This is a genomic window from Kluyvera sp. 142486 (assembly GCF_046569695.1).
Taxonomy (GTDB): Bacteria; Pseudomonadota; Gammaproteobacteria; order Enterobacterales; family Enterobacteriaceae; genus Kluyvera.
The window spans coordinates 375,598-398,780 of sequence record NZ_JBKHUI010000001.1; the positions used below are offsets into that span (position 1 = coordinate 375,598).

General features: G+C 52.9%; 14 protein-coding genes, 1 other RNA gene and 1 pseudogene. 7 read left to right on the forward strand and 9 right to left on the reverse strand.

What is annotated here, in order from left to right; genetic code table 11:
• Positions 1-8: 8 nt before the first annotated feature.
• Positions 9-1,103, reverse strand: coding sequence for a BamA/TamA family outer membrane protein (locus ACLGE8_RS01885; protein WP_410996109.1), 1,095 nt, complete (start codon positions 1,101-1,103; stop codon positions 9-11).
• Between the two features lie 226 nt (positions 1,104-1,329).
• Between ACLGE8_RS01885 and ACLGE8_RS01890 the strand changes: the two genes are divergently transcribed.
• Positions 1,330-2,415 (forward strand): membrane-associated sensor domain-containing protein, encoded by a 1,086-nt coding sequence (locus tag ACLGE8_RS01890; RefSeq protein ID WP_410996010.1) that lies wholly within the window; start codon positions 1,330-1,332, stop codon positions 2,413-2,415.
• Positions 2,416-2,435: 20 nt separating this feature from the next.
• On the opposite strand, the gene ACLGE8_RS01895 is transcribed toward ACLGE8_RS01890, so the two are convergent.
• From ACLGE8_RS01895 to ACLGE8_RS01905, 3 genes and pseudogenes are all read right to left on the reverse strand, one after another.
• Entirely contained in the window at positions 2,436-3,305 is an 870-nt protein-coding gene (locus ACLGE8_RS01895) for a hypothetical protein (protein WP_410996011.1), read from the reverse strand.
• Positions 3,306-3,950: 645 nt separating this feature from the next.
• Entirely contained in the window at positions 3,951-4,997 is a 1,047-nt protein-coding gene (gene ompA, locus ACLGE8_RS01900) for a porin OmpA (RefSeq protein ID WP_410996012.1), read from the reverse strand.
• A gap of 209 nt (positions 4,998-5,206) precedes the next feature.
• Positions 5,207-6,355 (reverse strand): annotated as a pseudogene (locus tag ACLGE8_RS01905) (OmpP1/FadL family transporter).
• Between the two features lie 745 nt (positions 6,356-7,100).
• Here ACLGE8_RS01905 and ACLGE8_RS01910 point away from each other — a divergent pair.
• Positions 7,101-8,801 (forward strand): penicillin-binding transpeptidase domain-containing protein, encoded by a 1,701-nt coding sequence (locus tag ACLGE8_RS01910; RefSeq protein WP_410996013.1) that lies wholly within the window; start codon positions 7,101-7,103, stop codon positions 8,799-8,801.
• 55 nt (positions 8,802-8,856) lie between these two features.
• On the opposite strand, the gene menI is transcribed toward ACLGE8_RS01910, so the two are convergent.
• Both menI and ACLGE8_RS01920 read right to left on the reverse strand, forming a co-directional pair.
• On the reverse strand, positions 8,857-9,267 hold the full coding sequence (gene menI, locus ACLGE8_RS01915; RefSeq protein WP_410996014.1) for a 1,4-dihydroxy-2-naphthoyl-CoA hydrolase: 411 nt from the start codon (positions 9,265-9,267) through the stop codon (positions 8,857-8,859).
• Positions 9,264-12,320: an FAD-binding and (Fe-S)-binding domain-containing protein gene (locus ACLGE8_RS01920; protein ID WP_410996015.1), complete on the reverse strand. Its 3,057-nt coding sequence runs from the start codon at positions 12,318-12,320 to the stop codon at positions 9,264-9,266. Before ACLGE8_RS01920 ends, menI begins: the two co-directional genes overlap by 4 nt.
• A gap of 258 nt (positions 12,321-12,578) precedes the next feature.
• Here ACLGE8_RS01920 and ydiK point away from each other — a divergent pair, with 258 nt between their 5' ends.
• The gene (gene ydiK / locus ACLGE8_RS01925; RefSeq protein ID WP_410996016.1) at positions 12,579-13,700 is read left to right on the forward strand and encodes an AI-2E family transporter YdiK; all 1,122 of its coding nucleotides are present in this window, start codon (positions 12,579-12,581) and stop codon (positions 13,698-13,700) included.
• Positions 13,701-13,877: 177 nt separating this feature from the next.
• Positions 13,878-13,977: antisense sRNA RprA (rprA, locus tag ACLGE8_RS01930), an RNA gene on the forward strand.
• Positions 13,978-14,038: 61 nt separating this feature from the next.
• Here rprA and ACLGE8_RS01935 read toward each other — a convergent pair.
• Positions 14,039-16,408, reverse strand: coding sequence for a glycoside hydrolase family 3 N-terminal domain-containing protein (locus tag ACLGE8_RS01935; RefSeq protein ID WP_410996017.1), 2,370 nt, complete (start codon positions 16,406-16,408; stop codon positions 14,039-14,041).
• A gap of 232 nt (positions 16,409-16,640) precedes the next feature.
• Entirely contained in the window at positions 16,641-19,019 is a 2,379-nt protein-coding gene (ppsA, locus tag ACLGE8_RS01940) for a phosphoenolpyruvate synthase (RefSeq protein ID WP_185668636.1), read from the reverse strand.
• A 330-nt stretch (positions 19,020-19,349) separates the two neighbouring features.
• On the opposite strand from ppsA, the gene ACLGE8_RS01945 reads away from it, so the two are divergent.
• From ACLGE8_RS01945 to hemP, 3 genes are all read left to right on the forward strand, one after another.
• On the forward strand, positions 19,350-20,183 hold the full coding sequence (locus tag ACLGE8_RS01945) for a pyruvate, water dikinase regulatory protein (protein WP_410996018.1): 834 nt from the start codon (positions 19,350-19,352) through the stop codon (positions 20,181-20,183).
• A gap of 153 nt (positions 20,184-20,336) precedes the next feature.
• Entirely contained in the window at positions 20,337-21,383 is a 1,047-nt protein-coding gene (gene aroH, locus ACLGE8_RS01950) for a 3-deoxy-7-phosphoheptulonate synthase AroH (protein WP_410996019.1), read from the forward strand.
• Positions 21,384-21,521: 138 nt separating this feature from the next.
• The gene (gene hemP / locus ACLGE8_RS01955; protein WP_410996020.1) at positions 21,522-21,701 is read left to right on the forward strand and encodes a hemin uptake protein HemP; all 180 of its coding nucleotides are present in this window, start codon (positions 21,522-21,524) and stop codon (positions 21,699-21,701) included.
• A 31-nt stretch (positions 21,702-21,732) separates the two neighbouring features.
• Here hemP and selO read toward each other — a convergent pair whose 3' ends face one another.
• Positions 21,733-23,175 carry a protein adenylyltransferase SelO gene (selO, locus tag ACLGE8_RS01960; RefSeq protein WP_410996021.1) on the reverse strand — a complete coding sequence of 481 codons (1,443 nt, stop codon included), beginning with the start codon at positions 23,173-23,175 and terminating at the stop codon, positions 21,733-21,735.
• Between the last annotated feature and the right edge of the window lie 8 nt (positions 23,176-23,183).

The window sequence follows — 23,183 nt, forward strand, 5'->3', positions numbered from 1 at the left end:
CAGCTCGCTTATAACCCTGAGCCTACGTTGAAATAAACCGCCTGTTCGTTATCGCTAAACGCGATATCGACCCCGGTGCGTAACCCATACTCACGGGCAATCAAATAGCGAAATCCTGTACCCCAGGCGACCTCTGCACTGTGAAACAGATCGGATGAGGTATCTACAGCGCTCCCGGCACCAATAAAGCCCTGAATGATCCAGCGCGGCGTAGCCTGCCAGGCTAGCTGCGTTTGGACCGTGGCAACATCATTTCCCTGATAGCGATAACGGGAGATCCCTCTTAGCGCGATATAGGGCCGTGCCATCGGCGGCAGGTGGTTATCCTGATGGGAAAGGCTTTGATAATTTCCAGCGAGAGCCAGCGTCCAGGAAGGATTAAGCGGCAGGAACGTCTTACCGTCCAGGGTCAGCAAATCGTATTGGTAATCCCCGCCTAATACACTGCCATAGACCTGGTATTCCCCCGAAAGAGAGACGCCGCGACCGGGCCAAAAGAGATTATCCGTGGTGTCATATTCCGCAACGATACCGAAAGCCGAGGAGGTGCTGCTTTCTCCCAGCACACGCTTCCAGATGCTGTCGATAACGGGGTTATTTTTGGCGGAGATATCCATTTTGGCCCAAAACTGCGAGGCGCCGAGGAATACAGGCGTATCACCAAGGCGAAAGAGCAACTTTTGCATGCCGCCGTAGCCTTTGGTTTCGGTATTTATCGCCTTGTTGTGACCAAAGCCAATCACATCACCGGTATAAATATCCAGATTAATATCCGCATACCCCCCCGCCACCAGATAACGAATATGGTCGTCCTGCCAGGTATGGCGATGCCCGCCCCCCACAAACCAGGTGCCATTTTGGGTTCCACCGCCGCCAAAAGCGCTGATAGGCGGAGGAATAAAGCGTCCATCCTCACGTTTACCTTTGCCATGCAAAAAAAGGCCAAACAACCCGCCGCCGTATCCCACGGCGGGCTCCGTAATGACTACGGGGATGGGTAAAAAACCATATTGGTTATCCTGCAGGTAGCGACTCATATCCAGCATGCCATCTTCAGGATCAAACAGGCTGTCGGCTTGCACTTTCCAGCAAAGCAATGGCATCAGCAGGATTAACCACCGCAATGACCACGCACATTCTCCAGCCCTAGTTCTGATCATGGCTATCACCCAGATACATATATTTTTATTATTGAGCGTAAGGCTTAAACACCGTAGGTTCATTTGAGCTTAGTCCAGTCTTAAACGAATTCAAGACGTGGCGGCATTGGTGTTTAGACTATAATTTCAGACTGGAATTAAACATTGCGAGCCGTAGACAATGAAGGTAATGACCGACAGTAAGAAAATTTTAGATATCGTTAACTCATGGGGCTACATCTGGTTTCTTAGCCTTAATGTGATTTTTTGTCTGTGGACACTGGCCAGCAATGTCACTCACTCATCCCACTACCTTAACAGCACCATCATCAACAAGTTGTGTTTTATTACCATCATCATTTCGTTGCTCGGATTTTACTTGAGAAGGCATATCAAAAAGAAATTTCAGCCATTAACCTTATCCCTTCTCGTGCTAGTTTTAGGTTTGCTATGGGGCGGAATGTTTTATTTTATGATTCAGAACTACAATACGCCTGCAACCTCCCTCGCCTTGCTCATCACCCTTTTATTACCGGCAACCATTTCGTTCTATATATCAGGCAGAATATTGATTCTTTTTTGTACGCCCATTGTATTTTCGATGTTCTTTAGTGAACTGACATCTTTTGAAAAATTTAATCTGCTGCAAGTCTCTGGGACCATTATCATTTTCGCAGTGGTAGTAAGCGCCCGGTATATTCTTCTGGAATGGTATACCCGCACCCAAAACAGCGAATACGCCAAAAGCATGCTGATTAAAAAGCTTACGCGGCTGGCTCATCGCGATTCGCTGACGGGTTTGCTGAACAAAGGCAGCCTGAACACGCACTTCGAAGAGAATATCCAGTTGTTGAGGAAGCCGGGCGAGAAGCTATTTATGATCATCATGGATATCGATTTTTTCAAACAGTATAACGATTTCTATGGCCATGTCGCCGGTGATGAATGCCTGGTGAAGACCGCAAAATGCCTATCCCAGTCGCTCCGAAAATCAACGGATACCGCGTTCCGTTTTGGCGGTGAAGAATTTATCGTGCTCAGTCGCTGCAACCACATTCAGGAAGCCGTTATGATTGCGGAGAGAATTCGCCAGACTATCAGTGATGCAAAGATTCCGCATCAAGGTTCCCAGCACTCTTCCTGGCTTAGCGCGAGTTTCGGCGTTGCCCAGTGGAGAACGGGCAGTACTCTGGAAAAACTGGCTGAAGATGCCGATAAAGAACTCTATAAAGCCAAACAAGCTGGGCGAAACCAGGTGTCATCAGCCAGGGATTAGCTTGGTTTCAACGCCTGGTATTAGAGTAATTTAAATAACAGGCGAATAGGCTTCAGCTGGGTCAGATGCAACCAAAGATTATGCAGGTTAACAATGCCTGCCTGGGCTAAAATAGCCAGCGTAATCATTAGCGTTGAGGCGGTAATAATCAGCATTAAGCGATTGATATTTTTCTGGATCCTGAGTTGCTGTTTATCCTTTCTTGCACCCGACTCCCACGCGACGATCGTAGAAATCGCCTGACCTTGAATAAGGTACTTGCCCTCTTCAAATTTGACGTCGCCAGTAATCACCAGCGATTGCAGCAGTAGCAAAATCTTACGTCTAAAGTCTTCATTTTTTATATGGTGATACCAAAGCGTGCCGTACAGCAAGTCACTCACTTCATTACCGGTCACACCGGTATGCGTCTTCTCAGGCGATTGGCGTACATACTCGTTCACCAGCATTTTCATCAGCGTGATACGATCAAGCCCGGTCATTTCCCTGTTATGCGTAAACTGCACCAACAGGTTATTTTTAGTACGGGTAAACAGGTTCTTAAAATAGGCGATACGCGTAAAATAGTTAATCGCAAAAAGGGCAATAGAGTCGAACCGGAGTGGGCCGTACTTTTTCCAATGAATGATTTCAACATTCATCTTCTCAATCTCGCTAATCGCTATATTCAATCTTGTAGCATATGCATGTTGCTCGGCATTCCATCTTTCAAGCACGACGCTTTTACCAATCAGCTTGACCAGCTGATATTTCTCTTGCTTTACGTCTGAAAAATAAACGCCGTAGTAGTTGTAGACCTCACCATCTTTCAAACTTCCAGCGGTAAGTAAGGGGAGAAAATAGCCCCACAGTTTAGTTTTGAATTTTGAAACTAACGATTCAATAAACATATTTGTTCTCAACAGCGCTCATATCATAGCAAAGATTGAATTGGTTAAAAATCGTACCATTCAGCTCATGCAGCGTTAAGCAGAAAACAATTTAATTCTAAACTTCCTTAATAGGCAGTGAAGTTTATTTATAAATCAAAAATCATCACCGTATAGAGTCGTGATTATGATATTAAGTTGGGTTCTATACATAAAGAGGAAAAGGTAATGAGAACCCTTCATACACTCATACTGTCGGGGACGTTAACCCCGTGTGAACAAGTTTCACGAAAGATATTGATGAAAATTGAAATGCTGCAGGTGCCAATAATAAAATGCAAAGTAACAGATAGATCGCAGAATCAAAGCAACATGCATTGCCTTCAACACAGAAACAAATACACCATCAAGCAGCTCCAGTGTTACCTAAAGAAAGAGTTCCTTAATAGCATTGATATTGAAGCAATTTTTGATTCTGAAAGCACAACACACAAAGTGTACAGTTTATTATCGAAATTAGATAAAATTCAGTCGGTTAACAGCTACTATCTGCAAGAAGCCAATATGAGCGGATTACAAAATCTTAGTAGCGCATTGAACTCTCTGTTATGTGATTAAAAAAAGCCCTTCTTATCCGAAGATAAGAAGGGCTTTTTTAGCGCCGAATTACTGTTTGTCAGTAATCTCAACCACCACATGACGGTCTGGCGCCAGGCAGTTAATCAGCTGTTGGCCAGACTGCCCATCACAGCTCGCACCGGTCACTGAATCACTGACACCATGCCCTTCGGCGGTAATGTTGCCCGCAGGCATCCCCAAAGCGACTAGCTCATCGGCAACAGCCTGCGCACGCTGGGCGGAAAGTTGCTGGTTATAATTGGCAGCACCGGTACGGTCGCTATAGCCAATAACCACCGTCGTTTTTTCGTTCGCTGGCTGCATTCCAGGGTTGTGATAGAGCTGGGCAATAGCCGCTTTACCTTCAGCCGTTAATGCCGCGGAATCATAACCAAACATCACGTCGGATTTTAAGTTAAAACGCTGGGCCTGCGGTGCGGCAACAACGGCGGCAGTTGGTGTGGCGACAACCGCAGCATCATCGTGCTGACCAAAACGGTACGAGAGACCCGCCGTGACAGAGTGGACATCGCTTGACACGCCAATCTGGTTTTCATTACCCACATTGCTCACCCACTGATATTCCAGACGGCCAGCCCAGTTCTTATTAAAGGCATATTCTGTACCGACGGCGACCACAGGACGCACACCGGTATCAAAACGATTGTGGCCTTTAATATCAGACTCGGCGCGATAGCCCATCGCCCCTGCGCGGCCATACAGATCCCAGCTATCCGTCAGGCCATAGCTGGCTTTTAATGACAACTGCAGACCCTGGCTTTTCATCTGAGAACCCGATGCGCCATTTCGGCCATTAAACTGCATATTACCTAAATAATCATAGCCACCTTCAACGGCCAGCCAAGGGTTAATCTGGTAGCCCGTAAATACGCCGCCGCCCACATTATCGCTATTCTTGCCTACATCGCCGAACTTATTTCCGTCGGCATTGGTCTGCTGACTGGTGCTGGTATCCGAATAGTGTGACCAGCCAAACTTACCGCCGGTGTACCAGGTTCCAGCATCTGCTGCCGCGAAAGCGGTAGTCGCCGTCAGTGCATTTGCAATAATGAGTGTAATAAGCGCCTTTTTCATAATCATCCTATTATAGCGTTGCCATTTGTCAGTGAGTGACTTAAGAAGTGGCGCTACAATAGTTTTTTTAGCGTGTGCTGATAATCGATAACTTGTTTATTTCTGGATAAATCGGATAACCTGAATTCTGGACACCATCGCAGTTTCGGTACGGGAAGCGGTTATTCAGCTTAAAATTGGTAGCTATAATTGACGCTCGCAAACCATAGTCACGGGTGGTTGTATCTACCGCCAAATGCCGCTGATTTAACCTGTGAAGACTGCATATGCAGGTATTCCACCGCCACCCCTATATTGCTGGCAGGCGTAATCTGATATTGCGCTCCGGTGGCAAAACGCCACTCGTCGCCGGTCGGCAGGGAAAGCGCGACGTCGCTTTGTGATTTGTACGGCGTGCTGTCAAACGCTACGCCAGCGTTAACTCGCCACTGCTCATCCGGGCGATACTGAACCCCTAATGCCGTATGCCACGTATCCTTCAGTCGGTTGGTTTTATCAGTGGATTGTCCGTTAACTGAAATCTGCGGACTGCCAAACTGGCTCCAGTCTTGCCAGCCAAGGTCGCCCATTACCGACCACTGTTTATTAACATCGTGAACCAGGCTCATCATTATCTGCTGGGGCGCACGAATCTGCGCGGCAATCGGCAGGATGTACTCAACGTTTGGCACATTAGGGAAACGCGCTTTACCATCAATATTAAAGTGATAATCCGTTTTACTCGTCCAGGTAATACCTGCCCGTGTTTGCGCGGTTAAATCCATCAACAAACCCAGGCGGTAATTCATCGCCCAATCATGGTCGTTTTGTTTTTCGTCATTGCCATCGACGTTTCGCGTCAGTGAAAGTACTCCGTAGTTCAGTCCGGTTGCCGCACCAATTGAAACCTTATCACTTAATTTCCAGGCAATACCGGGGCTGAGCGTCATCGCTACCATGGTACTTTTCTTAATCAGACGATCCCCTGCCCAATTGCCAAAATCAATCCCGAGCCCATAGTTGCCGTACAAACCCAGGCCAGCTGAAACCGTATCGCTTAAACGTTGGGTATAAAACATGCTCGCGTTGGGAAAAAGCTTCATGATATTACCCGGGCTTTGACGTCCCGCCGTTTCATCATCCAGCGTATAGGGGATATTTCCCCCATTGCCTGCAGCCCGCCGGTTACCATGTGCTCCGGTAAACGCGTCATGCCTGCTGGGTTGGTCAATAGCGTTGACGCATCCTGAGCGTGTGCCGCCTGTCCCGCGCCTGCCAATGCAGTATCTTCGGTACCAATATCATAGAAATAGAGTGCACTTGCATGGCTGTACGTTGTAAAAAAACAGACCTGTGATAATAATTGTTTTTTTATTCATTTGGTTACCTTGCAACAGAAAACGTGGATTATCTTTGGTTCTAAGAGAACCTGAATCACGTCATTTAAAGCATAGAAATATCGCCACGCTAAGACAAAATAATAATTATTAAATCTAAGCCATATCATAGCGATAGAGAATGAACGCTGTCTTCACTTGTTTTATCCAGTATTAAATATTAAAAACGAACGTTATCTATTTTTACTATGGTTTATTTAATAAAAACAACGGTAAAAGATAAGCAAAGAATCCGTTTTATATTTAAATGCGCCTGACGGTATGTTTGGTCATAGCATCAACGATGCTTTCCCTGCACGGCAAGGTGATGGTCACAATATTCAGCGCTGCTGCAATGGTGAAAAGGTAACCATGTGCTCAGGTTTAACCTGCACGGTAGCTGAAGCAACGTTAGCCAACTAAGCCGGATAATTCCGATAACGTCCCGGTGACGTGCGGAATACCCACGCAGTCGTTAATGATAAAAGCTTCCTTAGGTGGTTTTTTTGCCGCTATCATTCGCTATATCCCTTCGAACGTCCCCTATCTGGCTCAGGATAATATCTCTTCCACGTTGAAATAATCTGTTAACTTAATGACTTGTTATCAATGACGTTCCCTGTAAACTGATTATTCAGGTCGTCTGGTAAATGGATATTTGCATCGCATCATTGTGGTCGCGATTAAACCGCTGACCGCCTGCCTTTTAATTAAAAAAAATAAAAATTCATGTGGTTTAATGTTACAAATGAAAACAAAATCGACAGAAAAGCAAAATAAAGACTCATTTATTACATCTCGTTACATAATACTCTGCTTGGGTATTCTGTTTTGCCTTGCTGTTTTACTGGTGCGAGTGGCGGATCTGCAATTTTTAAATCACCCGATGCTGGCGCGCGAGGCCGATCAACGTTCACTGCGCACCGTGGTGCTGCCAACAAACCGTGGAACGCTTGTAGACCGGAACGGTGAAGCACTGGCGATGAGCGTACCTTCGCGCGATGTGGTGGTCGATCCGGTTAAAGTGGTTGAGGATAGCCCTAATTTCCGCGACCCCAAATGGCAATACCTTGCGGCGGCGTTAAATACCACGCCAGACCAAATTGCGAGCAAAATTTATCAGAACGCACACCGCCACTTTCTTTTTCTCGGGCGCAAAGTTGAACTCGGTATCGCCAAGGATGTTGCTGACCTTCATATAAAAGGCATCAGCGAAATTTACGACGACAGCCGCTTCTATCCAATGGGCGAAGCCTCCGCCCCCTTAATTGGCATTGTCGGCGCAGATAATACCGGCCTGAACGGGGTTGAAAAAGGCTACGACAATATTCTGCAGGGTGAACCGGGAAAAGAAATTTACCGTAAGGATGCCAATGGCGGCATTATCAGCGTATTAAATTACGATGCGCCAAAACAGGCACCGACGGTGCAGCTCAGTATCGATAAGTTCGATCAGTACACCCTTTATAGCAAACTGCGCGATGGCGTTCTGTTGAATAAGGCCGATTCCGGCGCGGCGGTGCTGGTTAAAATTGATACTGGCGAAATCCTCGCGATGGCCTCTTATCCTTCCTATAACCCGAATAACTTTGATAACGCCACCCAGACGCAGATGCGCGATGTGGCGATCAACGACAGCTTTGAACCGGGTTCCACGGTGAAGCCGCTGGTGATTATTGAAGGGCTGGAGCGCAATATCATCCAGCCTAATACGCTGCTGAACACCACGCCTTATCGCGTGAACGGGCATTTGATCCGTGACGTTGGCCACTGGCCGCAGCTCACGCCAACCGGTATTTTACAAAAATCGAGCGATATCGGCGTGTCCCATATTGCCCTCGCGATGCCGGCGCAGGCGCTGGTCGATACCTATCAGGCGTTTGGCCTCGGTAAACCAACCGACCTCGGCCTGAGCGGCGAAAGCGTGGGCTACTTCCCGCTCCACCGCCGGCAGTGGGCGGACATTGAACGCGCCACCTTCTCATTTGGCTATGGCCTTCGCGTTACGCCGCTGCAAATTGCCCGTGAGTACGCCACGATGGGTTCCTATGGCGTCTATCGACCGTTGTCGATAACCAAAGTCACACCGCCGGTCATGGGCCAGCAGGTTGCCGATCCGAACATTGTCAAAACAGTGGTTCATATGATGGAGAGCGACGTTCTGCCCGGCGGTAGCGGCGTGAGAGCTGCCGTGCCAGGTTATCGCCTGGCAACCAAAACCGGGACAGCAGAGAAGCTGGGCGACAGCGGTAAATATGATGGCGGCTACGTGAACTACACCGCGGGCGTCGCGCCGGTCAGCCATCCTGAAGTGGCGCTGGTGGTGGTGGTAAACAACCCAACCGCAGGCACCCACTTTGGTGGCTCAGTGGCAGCACCGATCTTTGGCAATATCATGGGGCCAGTGCTAAAGAATATGAATATCGCGCCGGATGCGCTGTTGCAGTAATGAGGCAGGAAACGGTATGGCTCCCCGGAATGGGAAGCCATACCGTCCGGTTAGACTAGACGACGGCGGTGGTTAAGCGTGAAGAGCAGCATAAACGCCCCTGCTCATCGAAAATTTCAATCTGCCAGACCTGATGGCGACGACCGGCGTGCAGCGCTTTGCACACGCCGCGTACGCGCCCGTTGCGGGCAGAGCGAATATGGTTGGCGTTAACTTCCAGCCCCACCACCCGGTCTTCCCCTTCGGTACACAGATAGCCCGCCACCGAACCCAGCGTTTCCGCCAGCACCACTGAGGCGCCGCCGTGAAGCAGCCCAAACGGCTGATGCGTACGGTGATCCACCGGCATCGTCGCTGCGATCGAATCGTCATCGATATGATCAAACTGAATATCCAGCAGCCCCACCATATTGCCTTCACCCATCGCATTGAGGGCTTCGAGCGTTGTTTGTCGTTTCCAGATCATCCTATCATCTCCAGCAGCGCCTGCAGCGGATGGCGCACTCCATTACCTTCCACACGTTTCACCTGGCTTCGGCACGAATATCCGGTCGCCAGACAGCGATTACGGGGAAGCCTTTGCATCGCCTGATGCCAGGAAAGCTCGTAAATGCCCAACGAATTAGCGTGGTTTTTCACTTCATGCCCATAAGTTCCAGCCATACCGCAGCAGCCAACGCTGACGTTCTCAAGCTTCGCACCGAAATGGGCAAAGATCGTCGCCCACTGTTTTGGTGCCGTCGGCAGCGCCGTTACCTCAGTGCAGTGACCAAACAGATACCAGGGTTCACCGGACAGCAGCGTATTTTCTTTGCGCTCCAGCACCTGCGGTAGCCATTCGTGCACCAGCATGACGTTGAAGTCACCGCGCTTATCGCCAAGCACCTGCTTGTACTCATCGCGATAGCAGAGCACTAGCGCGGGGTCGACCCCGACCATCGGCATATCCAATTCCGCCACGCGGTTGAGATAATCAGCGGTTTTTTGCGCCGTCTTCGTAAAGCGGCTAACGAAACCTTTAATATGCTGCGCCTTGCCGTTCGGCGAAAACGGCAGCAGCACCGGCTGGAAGCCCAATTTCTCAACCAGACGAACAAAGTCCGCCACCACCTGCGCATCGTAGTAGCTGGTGAACGGATCCTGCACCACCAGCACGGTCAGTGCTTTTTGCTCAGGCGCCAGCGACTCCAGTTGCTCAAGCGTCATATTTGCCGAACGGTGGGTCACCATCTGCTTTTGCAGCGACGGCACGGAAAGCAGCGGCAAATCGATCATACCGATATGTTTTTCCGACAGCTTGCGTACCAGCGGCTGGCTCATAAAGAAGTTGAAGGTTTTCGGCGCTCGCGCCATCAGCGGCGCGTAGCTTTCGACCGTTGCCACCAGGTGATCGCGCACCGGGCGCAGATAGCGAGTGTGGTAGAGCTGCAGGAAGCGAGAGCGGAACTCCGGCACATCAATTTTAATCGGGCACTGGGTGGAACAGGCTTTACAGGCCAGGCAGCCGGACATCGCCTCTTTCACTTCATGCGAGAAATCATACTCCCCTTTGTGGGCATGCCAGCTATTGCGAGTACGTTCGATCATCGACCGCAGGCTTGCGCGTTTCTCCGGCAGCTCTTTTTCCAGCAGCAGCGGGTCTACGCCACGATCCGCCAGCAAGCGCAGCCATTCACGCACCAGCGTTGCGCGGCCTTTCGGCGAATGCATACGGTTGTTGGTGATCTTCATCGACGGACACATCGGGCTTTTGGCGTCAAAGTTGAAGCACAAACCGTTGCCGTTGCACTCCATCGCTCCGCGCCACGCCGAACGAACGGTCACGGGGATTTGGCGATCGTAGGTGCCGCGTTTTACCGCATCCACCTTCATCATTGGCGCATCCACGCCTTCCGGCGGGCAGATTTTCCCAGGGTTCAGACGGTTGTCCGGGTCAAAGGCGGCTTTCACTTTGCGCAGCTCGGCGTAAAGCTGTTCACCAAAGAATGCCGGGCTGTATTCCGCGCGGAAGCCTTTGCCGTGTTCGCCCCATAGCAGGCCGCCGTATTTAGCGGTCAGCGCCACCACATCGTCGGAGATCTTTTTCATTAAGATCTCCTGCTGCGGGTCGCACATATCCAGCGCCGGGCGCACGTGCAGCACGCCAGCGTCGACGTGACCAAACATGCCGTAGCTCAGGCCATGGCTATCGAGCAGCGCACGGAATTCAACAATATAGTCCGCCAGATGTTCCGGCGGCACGCAGGTATCTTCCGCAAACGGAATCGGCTTAGCGGCCCCTTTGGCGTTGCCGAGCAGGCCGACTGCTTTTTTACGCATCGCGTAGATACGCTCGATACCGTCCAGCTCGTTGCAGCGCTGCCAGCCGATAACGCCCCCTTCCTGCTGGGCAATCAGCTCGTCCAGCCGCTGGCATAGCGCCGACACCTGACCTTCAATCAGCGCTTCGTCGTCGCCCGCGAACTCGACGATATTCAGCCCCAGCATCTCTTTGTCCGGCACGTCGGTAATCAGTTCATTCACCGAGTGCCAGACAATATCTTCCCGCGCCAGGTTTAGCACCTTAGAGTCTACCGTTTCGACGGACAGCGCGCGCGCTTCGACCATGAACGGCGCGTTACGCAGCGCAGAATCAAAGGAGTCATATTTGATGTTTACCAGCCGGCGTACCTTCGGCAGCGGCGTGATATCCAGCCGCGCTTCAGTGATAAAGGCCAGCGTGCCTTCTGAACCCGTCAACACGCGCGTCAGGTCAAACTCGGTCATCTCGTCATTAAAGACGTGGCGCAGGTCGTAGCCCGTGAGGAAGCGGTTCAGTTTCGGGAATTTGTCGATAATCAGCTGACGGTTTTCCCGGCAGCGTTCATAAACGGTTCGGTAGATACGCCCCGCCGCCGACTGCTCTTTCGCCAGCGTTTCGGCCAGCGCCACCGGCACCGGCTGGGTGTCGAGAATATCGCCGCCCAACAGCACGGCGCGAACGCCAAGTACATGGTCAGACGTTTTACCGTACACCAGCGACCCCTGCCCGGAGGCATCGGTATTAATCATCCCTCCCAGCGTCGCGCGGTTACTGGTCGACAGCTCAGGGGCGAAAAAATAACCATGAGGTTTTAAATACTGGTTAAGCTGATCTTTAATGACCCCCGCTTCAACGCGCACCCAACCCTCTTCCGGGTTGATCTCAATGATGCGGTTCATGTAGCGAGACATGTCAATAATGATGCCCTGATTCAGCGCCTGGCCGTTGGTGCCAGTACCGCCGCCGCGCGGAGTGAAAATCAGGGACTGGAAGCGCTCTTCTGCCGCTAAACGGGACAGAAGCGCAACGTCTGCGGTCGAACGTGGGAAGATCACCGCGTCGGGAAGAAGCTGGTAGATACTGTTATCGGTCGCCATCGTCAGCCTGTCGGCATAGCGGGTGGCGGTGTCGCCGGTAAAGCCTTGTTGCTCCAGTGCTTGCAAATAATTCAGCACCAGCTGAACTACGCCAGGTGCCTGGGAAATCTGTGGGATCATTACTTGTGACCCTTTCTGAATGTTGTGTTGTACGCACAAAATCTTGCCGGTCTACGCGTGGCGCCAAGCGGCAAAGATGATGTGTAGAGAGTAATTAATCGTTTGCGTGGTGCAGTTATTCTTTTATCACATTTTTTTCTTATACGCCCGGTAGATTTTGTCGCAGAATCAGCGCCGGGAATTTATTGATATTATTATCAATGAACGGATTTACGCTGCGTCAACACGCTGACAAGCAACTGAAGGTAAAACTCATTTATGAACACGAATCCTCGGCCTCGTGATATTCCACAAATACTGCTATCCGTGCTGTTTTTGGCACTGATGATCATCGCCTGTTTATGGATAGTTCAGCCGTTTATTCTGGGCTTCGCCTGGGCATCAACTATCGTTATTGCCACCTGGCCGGTGCTGCTCTGGTTCCAGCGCAAACTTTTTGGCCGCCGTTCTTTGGCCGTACTGGTCATGACGCTGCTGCTTTTTTTACTGTTCGTTATCCCCATCGCGCTGCTCGTTAACAGCCTGGTTGACGGCTCCACGCCGCTGGTACACGCCATTACCAGCGGCACGCTGAGCTTGCCCGATCTGGCCTGGTTGAACAGCATTCCTTTTGTTGGCGCCAAACTCTACAGCGGCTGGCATAGCCTGCTGGATATGGGCGGCAGCGCGCTGATGGCGAAGGTTCGCCCATATATCGGCACCACGACCACCTGGTTTGTCGGCCAGGCCGCGCACGTCGGGCGTTTCCTGATGCACAGCACCTTGATGCTGCTGTTCAGCGCCCTGCTGTACTGGCAAGGTGAAAAGGTGGCATTTGGTATGCGCTACTTCGCGACCCGTCTGGCGGCGAAACGCGGCGATGCGGCGGTGCTGCTGGCAGGCCAGGCGATTCGCGCCGTTGCGCTGGGCGTGGTCGTCACCGCGCTGACGCAGGCGGTGCTTGGCGGTATTGGCCTCGGCATCTCTGGCGTGCCGTACGCTACGCTGCTGACCGTGGTGATGATCTTCTCCTGCCTGGTGCAGTTGGGGCCGTTGATCGTGCTGGTTCCGTGCATTATCTGGCTCTACTGGACGGGTGACACCACCTGGGGCACGGTGTTGCTGGTATGGAGCGTCGTGGTCGGGACGATGGATAACGTGATTCGCCCGATGCTTATCCGCATGGGTGCTGACCTGCCGATGATTCTGATCCTCTCCGGCGTTATCGGCGGCCTGGTCGCCTTCGGCATGATTGGCCTGTTCATTGGCCCGGTGCTGTTAGCCGTCTCCTGGCGCCTGTTTGATGCCTGGCTGCACGAAGTGCCGCCGCCGTCACGAGATCCGGATCAGGTTCTGGAAGAGCTGACTGAGCTTGAGCAGAATAACTATCCGAAACCGTAATATAAAAAAAGGCGGGGCAACCCGCCTGTTTACTTAAGCAAAATTCACTTTTCCCCCGCCCCACCCAGCGCCTTTCCTTTGCTTTCTGCGACATGCTACGGAAATTATTCACATTTCTTTAACTATTGAGACGAATCTGATCGACGCTAAAACCGGGCATGGCCTAGTATAAGTTCCAAGGTACTAGATCAACCCCTTGATTTATATATCCCCTGAGAGAAACACCGAATTGCTGTGTGTAGTCTTTGCCCAACTCCCACGTTGGGCTTTTTTTTTGCCTGCCATCTGGCAACATCCCGGAGTCAGCGCCCTACGCCGCCTCCGGGTATAAGGGGAAATTACCGTACTTCACAGCGGCTCATCATGCGCCAGTCAAACGGCAGGACGCGAGTTTCCCCCATCACCTGCACCGTTGCTCGCCCATGAATCTGCGCACACGAACTGCCCACCTGTAGTTCAAACTCGCCGGGCTCGACAATGCGCTGACCGTCGTAGCGAGTGAAGTTCAGCATATCGACCGGAACGGTAAAGGTCAGCGTGGCCTGTTCATTCGATGACAACGTCACCCGCTGGAAGGCTTTTAACTCCTGCAATGGACGCACCATTGAAGCAACCTTATCCCGCACGTACAACTGAACCACTTCACTGCCGCGGTGCTCGCCGCTATTTTTAACCGTGATGCTAAGGGTAATTTCACCGTCGATAGCGACCTGATTTTGCAGTAACTGCGGCGTGCCGTAGCTAAATTCTCCCCAGCCTTTACCATAGCCAAACGGGTAGAGCGCGCCGAAGTGGAAGGCGAACGGCGTGCCGCCGCTTTTCAGCTTGTGGTTATAGTAGAACGGCATTGCCCCCGCGCTTTTCGGCACGCTGACTACCAGACGCCCCTGCGGTTCGGCGCGGCCGGTTAGGATATCAGCAATCGCCCAACCGCCTTCTTGCCCTGGCGCCCATGCCAGCATGAGAGCAGCGACTTTAGACTCCAGCCCCTGAAGGTTGTAAGGCCGGCCACCGGTCATCACCACCACGACCGGTTTACCGGTATCCACCAGCGCTTGTAAAAGCTGTTGCTGTACGCCCGGCAGGTTCAGACTGTCGGTATCCGAACCTTCTCCAACCGTGCCGCTCTGGAATAGCCCAGCCAGGTCACCCACGCAGGCCACCACCACATCGCTCGCCTGCGCCGCGCGCACCGCCTCGGGGATCAGACTCAGGTCATGTGAGACCGGCGAAGACTGCATCGGTTTACCTGAGCTATCACCTGGGAAGACCGGCGCACCGGCCATGCGCTGCTCAATGATGTGGCAGCCTTTGGCATAGCGGACATGGTCGTCCCCCAGATAATGGCGCAGCGCCGCCAGCGGCGTAGTGACCTGTGAGGTTTTCTCCATCATGTCGCTGATGATCAGATGTACCGGGAAACTGTAGCCGCTCAGCAGCGCCAGCGGGTCGTCAGCCGTTGGCCCCACCACCGCCAGCTTCGGTTTACCGGTGAGCGGCAGCGCCTGACGATTTTCCAGCAGCGTGATAGAACGCGTAGCGACTTCGCGCGCAACTTGCCGGGTGGCATCGGACTGCAACGAAATCGCATTTTCATCGGTATACGGATGCTCAAACAGGCCGAGACGGAACTTCTCGGTCAGAGTACGCGCCACAATCTCGTCGATTTTCTCGGGCGTAATCAACCCACGAGCAACCGCCTCCGCCAGATGACGCGCACAGTCGTCTTTTGGCAGTTCAACGTCCAGCCCGGCGTTGAACGCCAGCGCCGCCGATTCTGCCGCATCCTGCGCCACCCCGTGATGCTGATGCAGCAGGCTCACGCCGCCGTAGTCCGCCACCACGATGCCATCAAACCCCCAGCGCTCACGCAGGACTGTTGTCAGTAGGAAGCTGTCGCTGTGGCCCGGCTGATTATCAATATCGTGGTAGGCCGGCATCACTGAACCTGCGTTGGCCTGCTTCACCGCCATTTCAAACGGCAGCAGGAAAGTATCGTTCAGTTCACGAAAGCCCAGATGCACCGGCGCATGGTTACGCGCCCCTTCGCTAAACGAGTGGCCAACGTAATGCTTCAGCGTCGCCAGCACGTCTCGCTTTTCGCCCTGCAGGCCCTCCACGTAGGCGCAGGCCATCACCCCCACCAGCCACGGGTCTTCACCGAAGGTCTCCTCCGTACGCCCCCAGCGCACGTCGCGGGAGACATCCAGCACCGGGGCCAGCCCCTGCTTGCAGCCGGTAGAGCGAGCCTCTTCGCCAATTTGCTGCGCGGCGCGCTTAACCAACTCCGCATCCCAGGTTGAGCCATAGTTCAACGAGGATGGGAACAGCGTCGCGTCTTTGCACAGCAGCCCAACCAGACACTCTTCGTGGAACAGCGCGGGGATGCCGAGCCGCGTCTCTTCCATCATCATTTTTTGCAGGCGGTTAGCTGCGCGTACACCGGTTTTGGCGTCCACAATATGGGTGCCCAGTGGGCGGGTGATTTGCCCGACACCCAGTTTTAAACGTTCACTGAGAGACGTCTGCTCGCTGACGCCAGCAAACTCATCGCTCATATCCGTTCTCTCACGATGATTGCCGTCTTCCGATAGCACCAGCCACCAGGCATGCATCTGGGCATATTTTTCTTCGGGGGTCATACGCGCCAGTAAATCTGTTACGCGTTCCTGAATCGGGCGCTGAGGGTCTTTATAAATCGGGGTCATAGCCGGTCTCCTGAGTCGCTGATAAGTACCCGAAATCATTGGCTAATGATGAAGGGTAAGCACACGGTGTTAACATTTGCGAATCAGTATTCAGAAGTGATGCGTGAGGAACAATTGTAGAAATTGCCTGCAGATTTATGATTTTTGGTTTTCTTTCCGGAGTGTGATCCCCCGCAACCCTATAGGCAAAAAAATCCCGGGTCGATGCCCGGGATTTCTCTGCGCAATAGCGTTATTTTTTCAGTTCAGCCAGGCTCAGCCAGGTCTGAACGACGGTGTCCGGGTTCAGCGACAGGCTGTCGATCCCCTCTTCCATCAGCCAGGCGGCAAAGTCTTCGTGGTCAGAAGGACCCTGACCGCAAATACCGACGTATTTCCCCTGCTTCTTCGCGGCGCGAATCGCCATCGACAGCAGCGCTTTCACCGCGTCGTTGCGTTCGTCGAACAGCGCAGAAACAACGCCGGAGTCACGGTCAAGACCCAGCGCCAGCTGCGTCATGTCGTTTGAGCCAATGGAGAAACCATCGAAGTGCTCCAGGAACTGGTCTGCCAACAGGGCGTTAGACGGGATCTCGCACATCATGATGATTTTGAGCCCGTTTTCACCGCGTTTCAGCCCCTGGCGCGCCAGTTCGTCCACCACTGCTTTCGCCTGCTCCACGGTACGCACGAACGGCACCATGATCTCAACGTTAGTCAGCCCCATGTCGTTACGCACGCGTTTCACCGCATCGCACTCAAGCGCGAAGCAGTCGCGGAAGCTATCGGAAACGTAGCGACCAGCGCCGCGGAAGCCCAGCATCGGGTTCTCTTCTTCCGGCTCGTAACGCTCGCCGCCCACCAGGTTGGCGTATTCGTTCGATTTGAAATCAGAGAGACGGACAATGACGCGTTTCGGGTAGAACGCCGCGCCCAGCGTCGCGATCCCTTCTGTCAGACGGCCAACGTAAAACTCTTTCGGCGAGTCGAAGCCTTTCATCATCTCGCGGATTTCGTTTTGCAACTTAGGCTCCTGGTCATCAAACTCCAGTAGCGCACGCGGGTGCACGCCAATCATACGGTTGATGATGAACTCCAGGCGCGCAAGACCGACGCCCTCGTTCGGCAGGCAGGCAAAGTCGAACGCACGGTCAGGGTTACCGACGTTCATCATAATTTTCAGCGGCAGATCCGGCATAGTGTCGACGCTGGAGCTTTTCACGCTGAAGTCCAGCAGGTCAGCGTAGACGTAGCCGGTGTCGCCTTCGGCGCAGGAGACGGTAACTTTCTCGTCATCCTTCATGCGCTCGGTAGCATCACCGCAGCCCACCACCGCTGGAATCCCCAGTTCACGGGCGATGATCGCCGCATGACAGGTACGGCCGCCGCGGTTGGTGACAATCGCCGCCGCTTTTTTCATGATCGGTTCCCAGTCCGGGTCGGTCATGTCGGTCACCAGCACATCGCCTGGCTGGATACGGTTCATTTCGCTGATGTCGTGGATGACCTTCACCGGGCCTGCACCGATGCGGTGACCGATGGCACGGCCTTCAGAGACAATGCGCCCCTGGGAGTGCAGCGTGTAACGTTCCATCACCTGTCCACGGGAACGCACGGTTTCCGGGCGAGCCTGGACGATAAACAGTTTGCCGGTGTGACCGTCTTTTGCCCACTCGATGTCCATTGGACGACCATAGTGTTTTTCGATCTGTACGGCCTGCTTCGCCAGTTCCTGCACTTCATCGTTGGTCAGCGAGAAGATGTCGCCCTGCTGCTGCGGCACGTCTTCAATACGCACCTGCTTGCCGTGCTCCTGCGTTGGCGCATAAACCATGCGGATCTTTTTCGAACCCATGGTACGGCGCACAATCGCCGGGCGGCCAGCGGCCAGCGTCGGTTTATGGACATAGAATTCGTCCGGGTTGACCGCGCCCTGTACGACCATCTCACCTAAGCCCCACGCGGAGGTGATAAACACCACCTGGTCAAAGCCGGATTCAGTATCGATGGAGAACATCACGCCAGAAGACGCGAGGTCTGAACGCACCATCAGCTGGACGCCCGCAGAGAGCGCGACGCCGCGGTGATCGTAACCCTGGTGTACGCGGTAGGAGATGGCACGGTCGTTGAACAGTGACGCAAATACATGCTTTACCGCCACCAGCACCGCTTCATAACCCTGGACGTTGAGGAAGGTTTCCTGCTGGCCGGCGAATGACGCATCCGGCATATCTTCCGCGGTGGCAGAAGAGCGCACGGCGAAAGAAGCATTGGCGTTATCGGCAGCCAGCTGGTTGTAGGCCTCATGAATAGCCTGTTCCAGTTCACTCTGGAAAGGTGTATCGATGATCCACTGGCGGATCTGCGCGCCGGCTTTCGCCAGAGCGGTAACGTCGTCAATATCAGTGTTATCCAACAGTTGATAGATCTGCTGGTTCACACCGCTCTGGTCGAGAAACTGATTAAACGCATCGGCAGTGGTGGCAAATCCGTTAGGGACAGAAACCCCCATTCCGGACAGATTCGTAATCATTTCACCCAAGGAGGCATTTTTGCCTCCAACTCTGTCTACATCATTCATGCCGAGTTGGTTGTACCAAAGCACCAGCGGTGACGAGCCATTGTTGGACATCGAGACAATCCTTTTTTGATTAAAGAAGCAGTGATAAGTAACGACTGACTACTTAAATTATCCTCGCATATTTAAACGGCTGAAAAAAACGGTGAATCGTGTAAGCAAATTATTTTTTTACTTTTTCAGATTGATTCCAGGTTATTCATAACCTACTGATTCAGCTGAAAAGGCACAGCAACCAGCGGTCTATTGGTAGCTTTTGGAAATTGAAACGACCATTTCATTAAAAATAAAAATACCGTTTCATTTTTAAATTTAAGACAAATACCACAGGCTTGTGTTTAAATTTAATTTACCCTTTCAGGCAATTAATGGGAGTCAAGCAATATGGATAACGCAGTCGACAGGCAGGTATTTTATATTTCTGACGGTACCGCCATCACGGCGGAAGTGCTCGGCCACGCGGTGATGTCGCAGTTTCCGGTGGCGATTAACAGCATCACCCTGCCGTTTATCGAAAGCGAGAGTCGCGCCAGGGCGGTAAAGGAGCAGATTGATGCTATCTATCTGCAAACCAGTGTTCGCCCGCTGGTCTTCTATTCCATTGTTATCCCCGAAATTCGTCATATTATTCTGCAATGTGAAGGTTTTTGTCAGGATATCGTCCAGGCGCTGGTGGCCCCATTGCAGGAAGAACTGAAGCTCGATCCGACACCGATTGCCCACCGCACCCACGGCTTAACGCCAGGTAACCTGACCAAGTACGACGCCCGTATTGCCGCCATTGATTACACGCTGGCGCACGACGACGGTATCTCACTGCGCAATCTCGACCAGGCGCAGGTTATTCTGCTTGGCGTATCGCGCTGCGGAAAAACCCCGACCAGCCTATACCTGGCGATGCAGTTTGGTATTCGCGCCGCCAACTACCCGTTTATTGCCGATGATATGGATAACCTCGTGCTTCCCGCGTCGCTCAAACCGCTGCAGCATAAACTCTTCGGGCTGACCATCAACCCGGAACGTCTGGCGGCCATCCGCGAAGAGCGCCGGGAAAATAGCCGTTATGCGTCGATGCGGCAGTGTCGGATGGAAGTCGCTGAGGTTGAGGCTCTGTACCGCAGGCATCAGATCCCGTGGCTGAACAGCACCAACTATTCGGTTGAAGAAATCGCTACTAAAATCATGGACATCATGGGATTAAGCCGCAGAATGTACTAATACACTAGTACAATGCATCGAATTTGTTTATCATAGCAGTGTGATTGAGCGCACATTACGTGTCACCCTTGAATTTAGCGGGGATTGGTTTATCGTGATGTGCATCACTTCCCAGCACCTTGACTGGCGAAGCAACAAATTTCTGAGATATCCATGAATAAGACCGATGAACTGCGTACCGCTCGCATTGAGAGCTTGATTACGCCTGCTGAACTTGCTCAGCGCCACCCTGTATCAGCGGACGTTGCCGCTCACGTTACCGCTTCACGCCGTCGCATTGAAAAAATCCTTAACGGCGAAGATCGTCGTCTGCTGGCGATTGTCGGCCCTTGTTCCATTCACGACCTCGATGCGGCGATGGATTACGCTCGCCGTTTACAGGTGCTGCGTGAAAAACATCAGGGCGAACTCGAAATCGTGATGCGCACCTATTTTGAAAAGCCGCGCACCGTGGTTGGCTGGAAAGGACTGATCTCCGATCCAGACCTGAACGGCAGCTACCGTGTGAATCATGGCATTGAGCAGGCGCGCAAACTGCTGCTGCAGGTGAACACCCTCGGCGTCCCGACGGCGACCGAATTCCTCGATATGGTGACCGGTCAGTTTATCGCCGATCTCATCAGTTGGGGCGCTATCGGTGCTCGTACTACGGAAAGTCAGATCCACCGCGAGATGGCTTCTGCGCTCTCCTGCCCGGTCGGCTTTAAAAACGGCACCGACGGCAACACGCGGATCGCGGTGGATGCCATTCGCGCCTCCCGCGCCAGCCACATGTTCCTGTCGCCGGACAAAAATGGCCAGATGACCATTTACCAGACCAGCGGCAACCCATACGGCCATATCATCATACGCGGCGGCAAAAAGCCGAACTACCACGCCGACGATATTGCAGCAGCCTGCGATACGCTGCATGAATTCGACCTGCCGGAGCATCTGGTGGTCGACTTCAGCCACGGCAACTGCCAGAAACAGCACCGCCGCCAGTTGGAAGTGTGCGATGACATTTGTCAGCAGATCCGCAACGGCTCCTCGGCGATTGCCGGTATCATGGCGGAAAGCTTCCTGCGCGAAGGCACACAGAAGATCGTTGCCGACCAACCATTAACCTACGGCCAGTCGATTACCGACCCTTGTCTGAGCTGGGAAGACACGGAACTGCTGCTGGAAAAACTGGCTGCAGCCGTCGCCACTCGCCTGTAGTATCCCCTGCCCGCTGCATCGTAGCGGGCAATAAATCCCTTATCACACAAATTGATAAATAACGCTTGCGGTTAACATAACGATTACTGATAATGGTTATCATTGTTACATTGATTTTCATTATGAAAAATGTCGCTAATGGATACGTGCGCAACAGTGGAACCACAAAAGGATAATTCTCCTCGTCCTCTCCCCAACGACCGTCGGATTGACAGCGTAGCGCTGTTAGGCAAGGAAGGTCGGATCATCATCGAACATGGCGAACAGCAATATTTACTGCGCCAGACTCAGGCGGGAAAACTCATTTTGACGAAATAGCTGCGCCGCCATAGGCAGCGCAGCGTATTGATTAACTTGAACAGCTCACTTCCAGCCGCTTACCCCAATCCGGTGGACGGCGGCTATAGTCATCATCGCGGTCGCTCCATGGATCGCGAAGCGCTTCATGCAGACGGTGTAACTCCTGATAATCGCCCTTTTCAGCCTGTTCAATGGCACGCTGCGCCAGCCAGTTACGCAGGACAACGGTAGGATTCGCCTGCTTCATCGCCCGTTGGCGCAGGGCATCATCAACCTGCTCCTGCTGCAAGCGCGTGCGGTACTGCGTAAACCACGTATCAAAAGCAGCACGATCGATAAACTCATCGCGCAGCGGCGAAGCGGCGCTGTGCTGCTCGGTATGGCTCAGCATGCGGAAGGTTCGCGTATAGTCGCTGCCCTCGCGTTCCATCAGCGCATACAGCCCGTTTAGCAGATCATTGTCGCCGCTCTCTTCGCTGAAAAGTCCAAGCTTCTGACGCATCCGCTGACCGTATTCCCGGAACAGCACAGACTGATAACTATCCAGCGCCGCGTTGAGCGTATCCACGTCAATCAGCGGCGACAGCGCCTGCGCCAGGCACTGCAGGTTCCACAGACCAACTGCTGGTTGATTATCAAAGCGATAGCGTCCCTGGTGATCAGAGTGGTTACAGATGTACCCCGGCTGATAATCATCAAGGAAACCGAACGGCCCGTAGTCCAGCGTCAGGCCGAGGATCGACATATTATCAGTGTTCATTACCCCATGGGCGAAGCCGACCGTTTGCCAGCGGGCAATCATGCGGGCAGTTAGGGCAACAACATCCTTGAACCACAGACCATAACCATCCGGCTCGTCCTGCAAATGCGGCCAGTGGTGGCGAACGGTGTATTCCGCCAACTGGCGAACGCGATCCATCTCCCGGCGATAGTAGAAATGCTCGAAGTGACCAAAACGAATATGGCTTTCGGCGATACGCATCAGCATCGCGCCAGACTCTACGGTTTCACGATAAACCGGCGTGTCGCTGGTGACGATCGCCAGCGCACGGGTGCCCGCGATCCCCAGATAGTGCATCGCTTCAGAGGCCAGGCTTTCCCGCAGCGTGGAACGTAATACCGCGCGCCCATCGCCCATTCGCGAATAGGGCGTCAGCCCGGCGCCTTTCAGGTGCCAGTCAACCGTTTTACCGTTTTCCAGCTGTTGCTCACCGAGCAGGATCCCGCGACCGTCGCCTAGCTGACCGGCCCAGACGCCAAACTGGTGTCCGCTGTAGACCTGCGCCAGCGGCGACATGCCTGGCAACAGCGTTTCACCACCCCAGACACCGGCCCCATGTTCAGGGGCAAACAGCGAGTCAGGAACAGCGAGTTCGTGCGCCAGCGGCGCGTTATGCCAGATGAGACGGGCATTGGTTAACGGCGTCGGCTGTAGTGCACTGTAAAATCCCGGCAGCTCATCGCGCCAGCGAGTGTTAAATGACAGGTTCATGGTTCCTC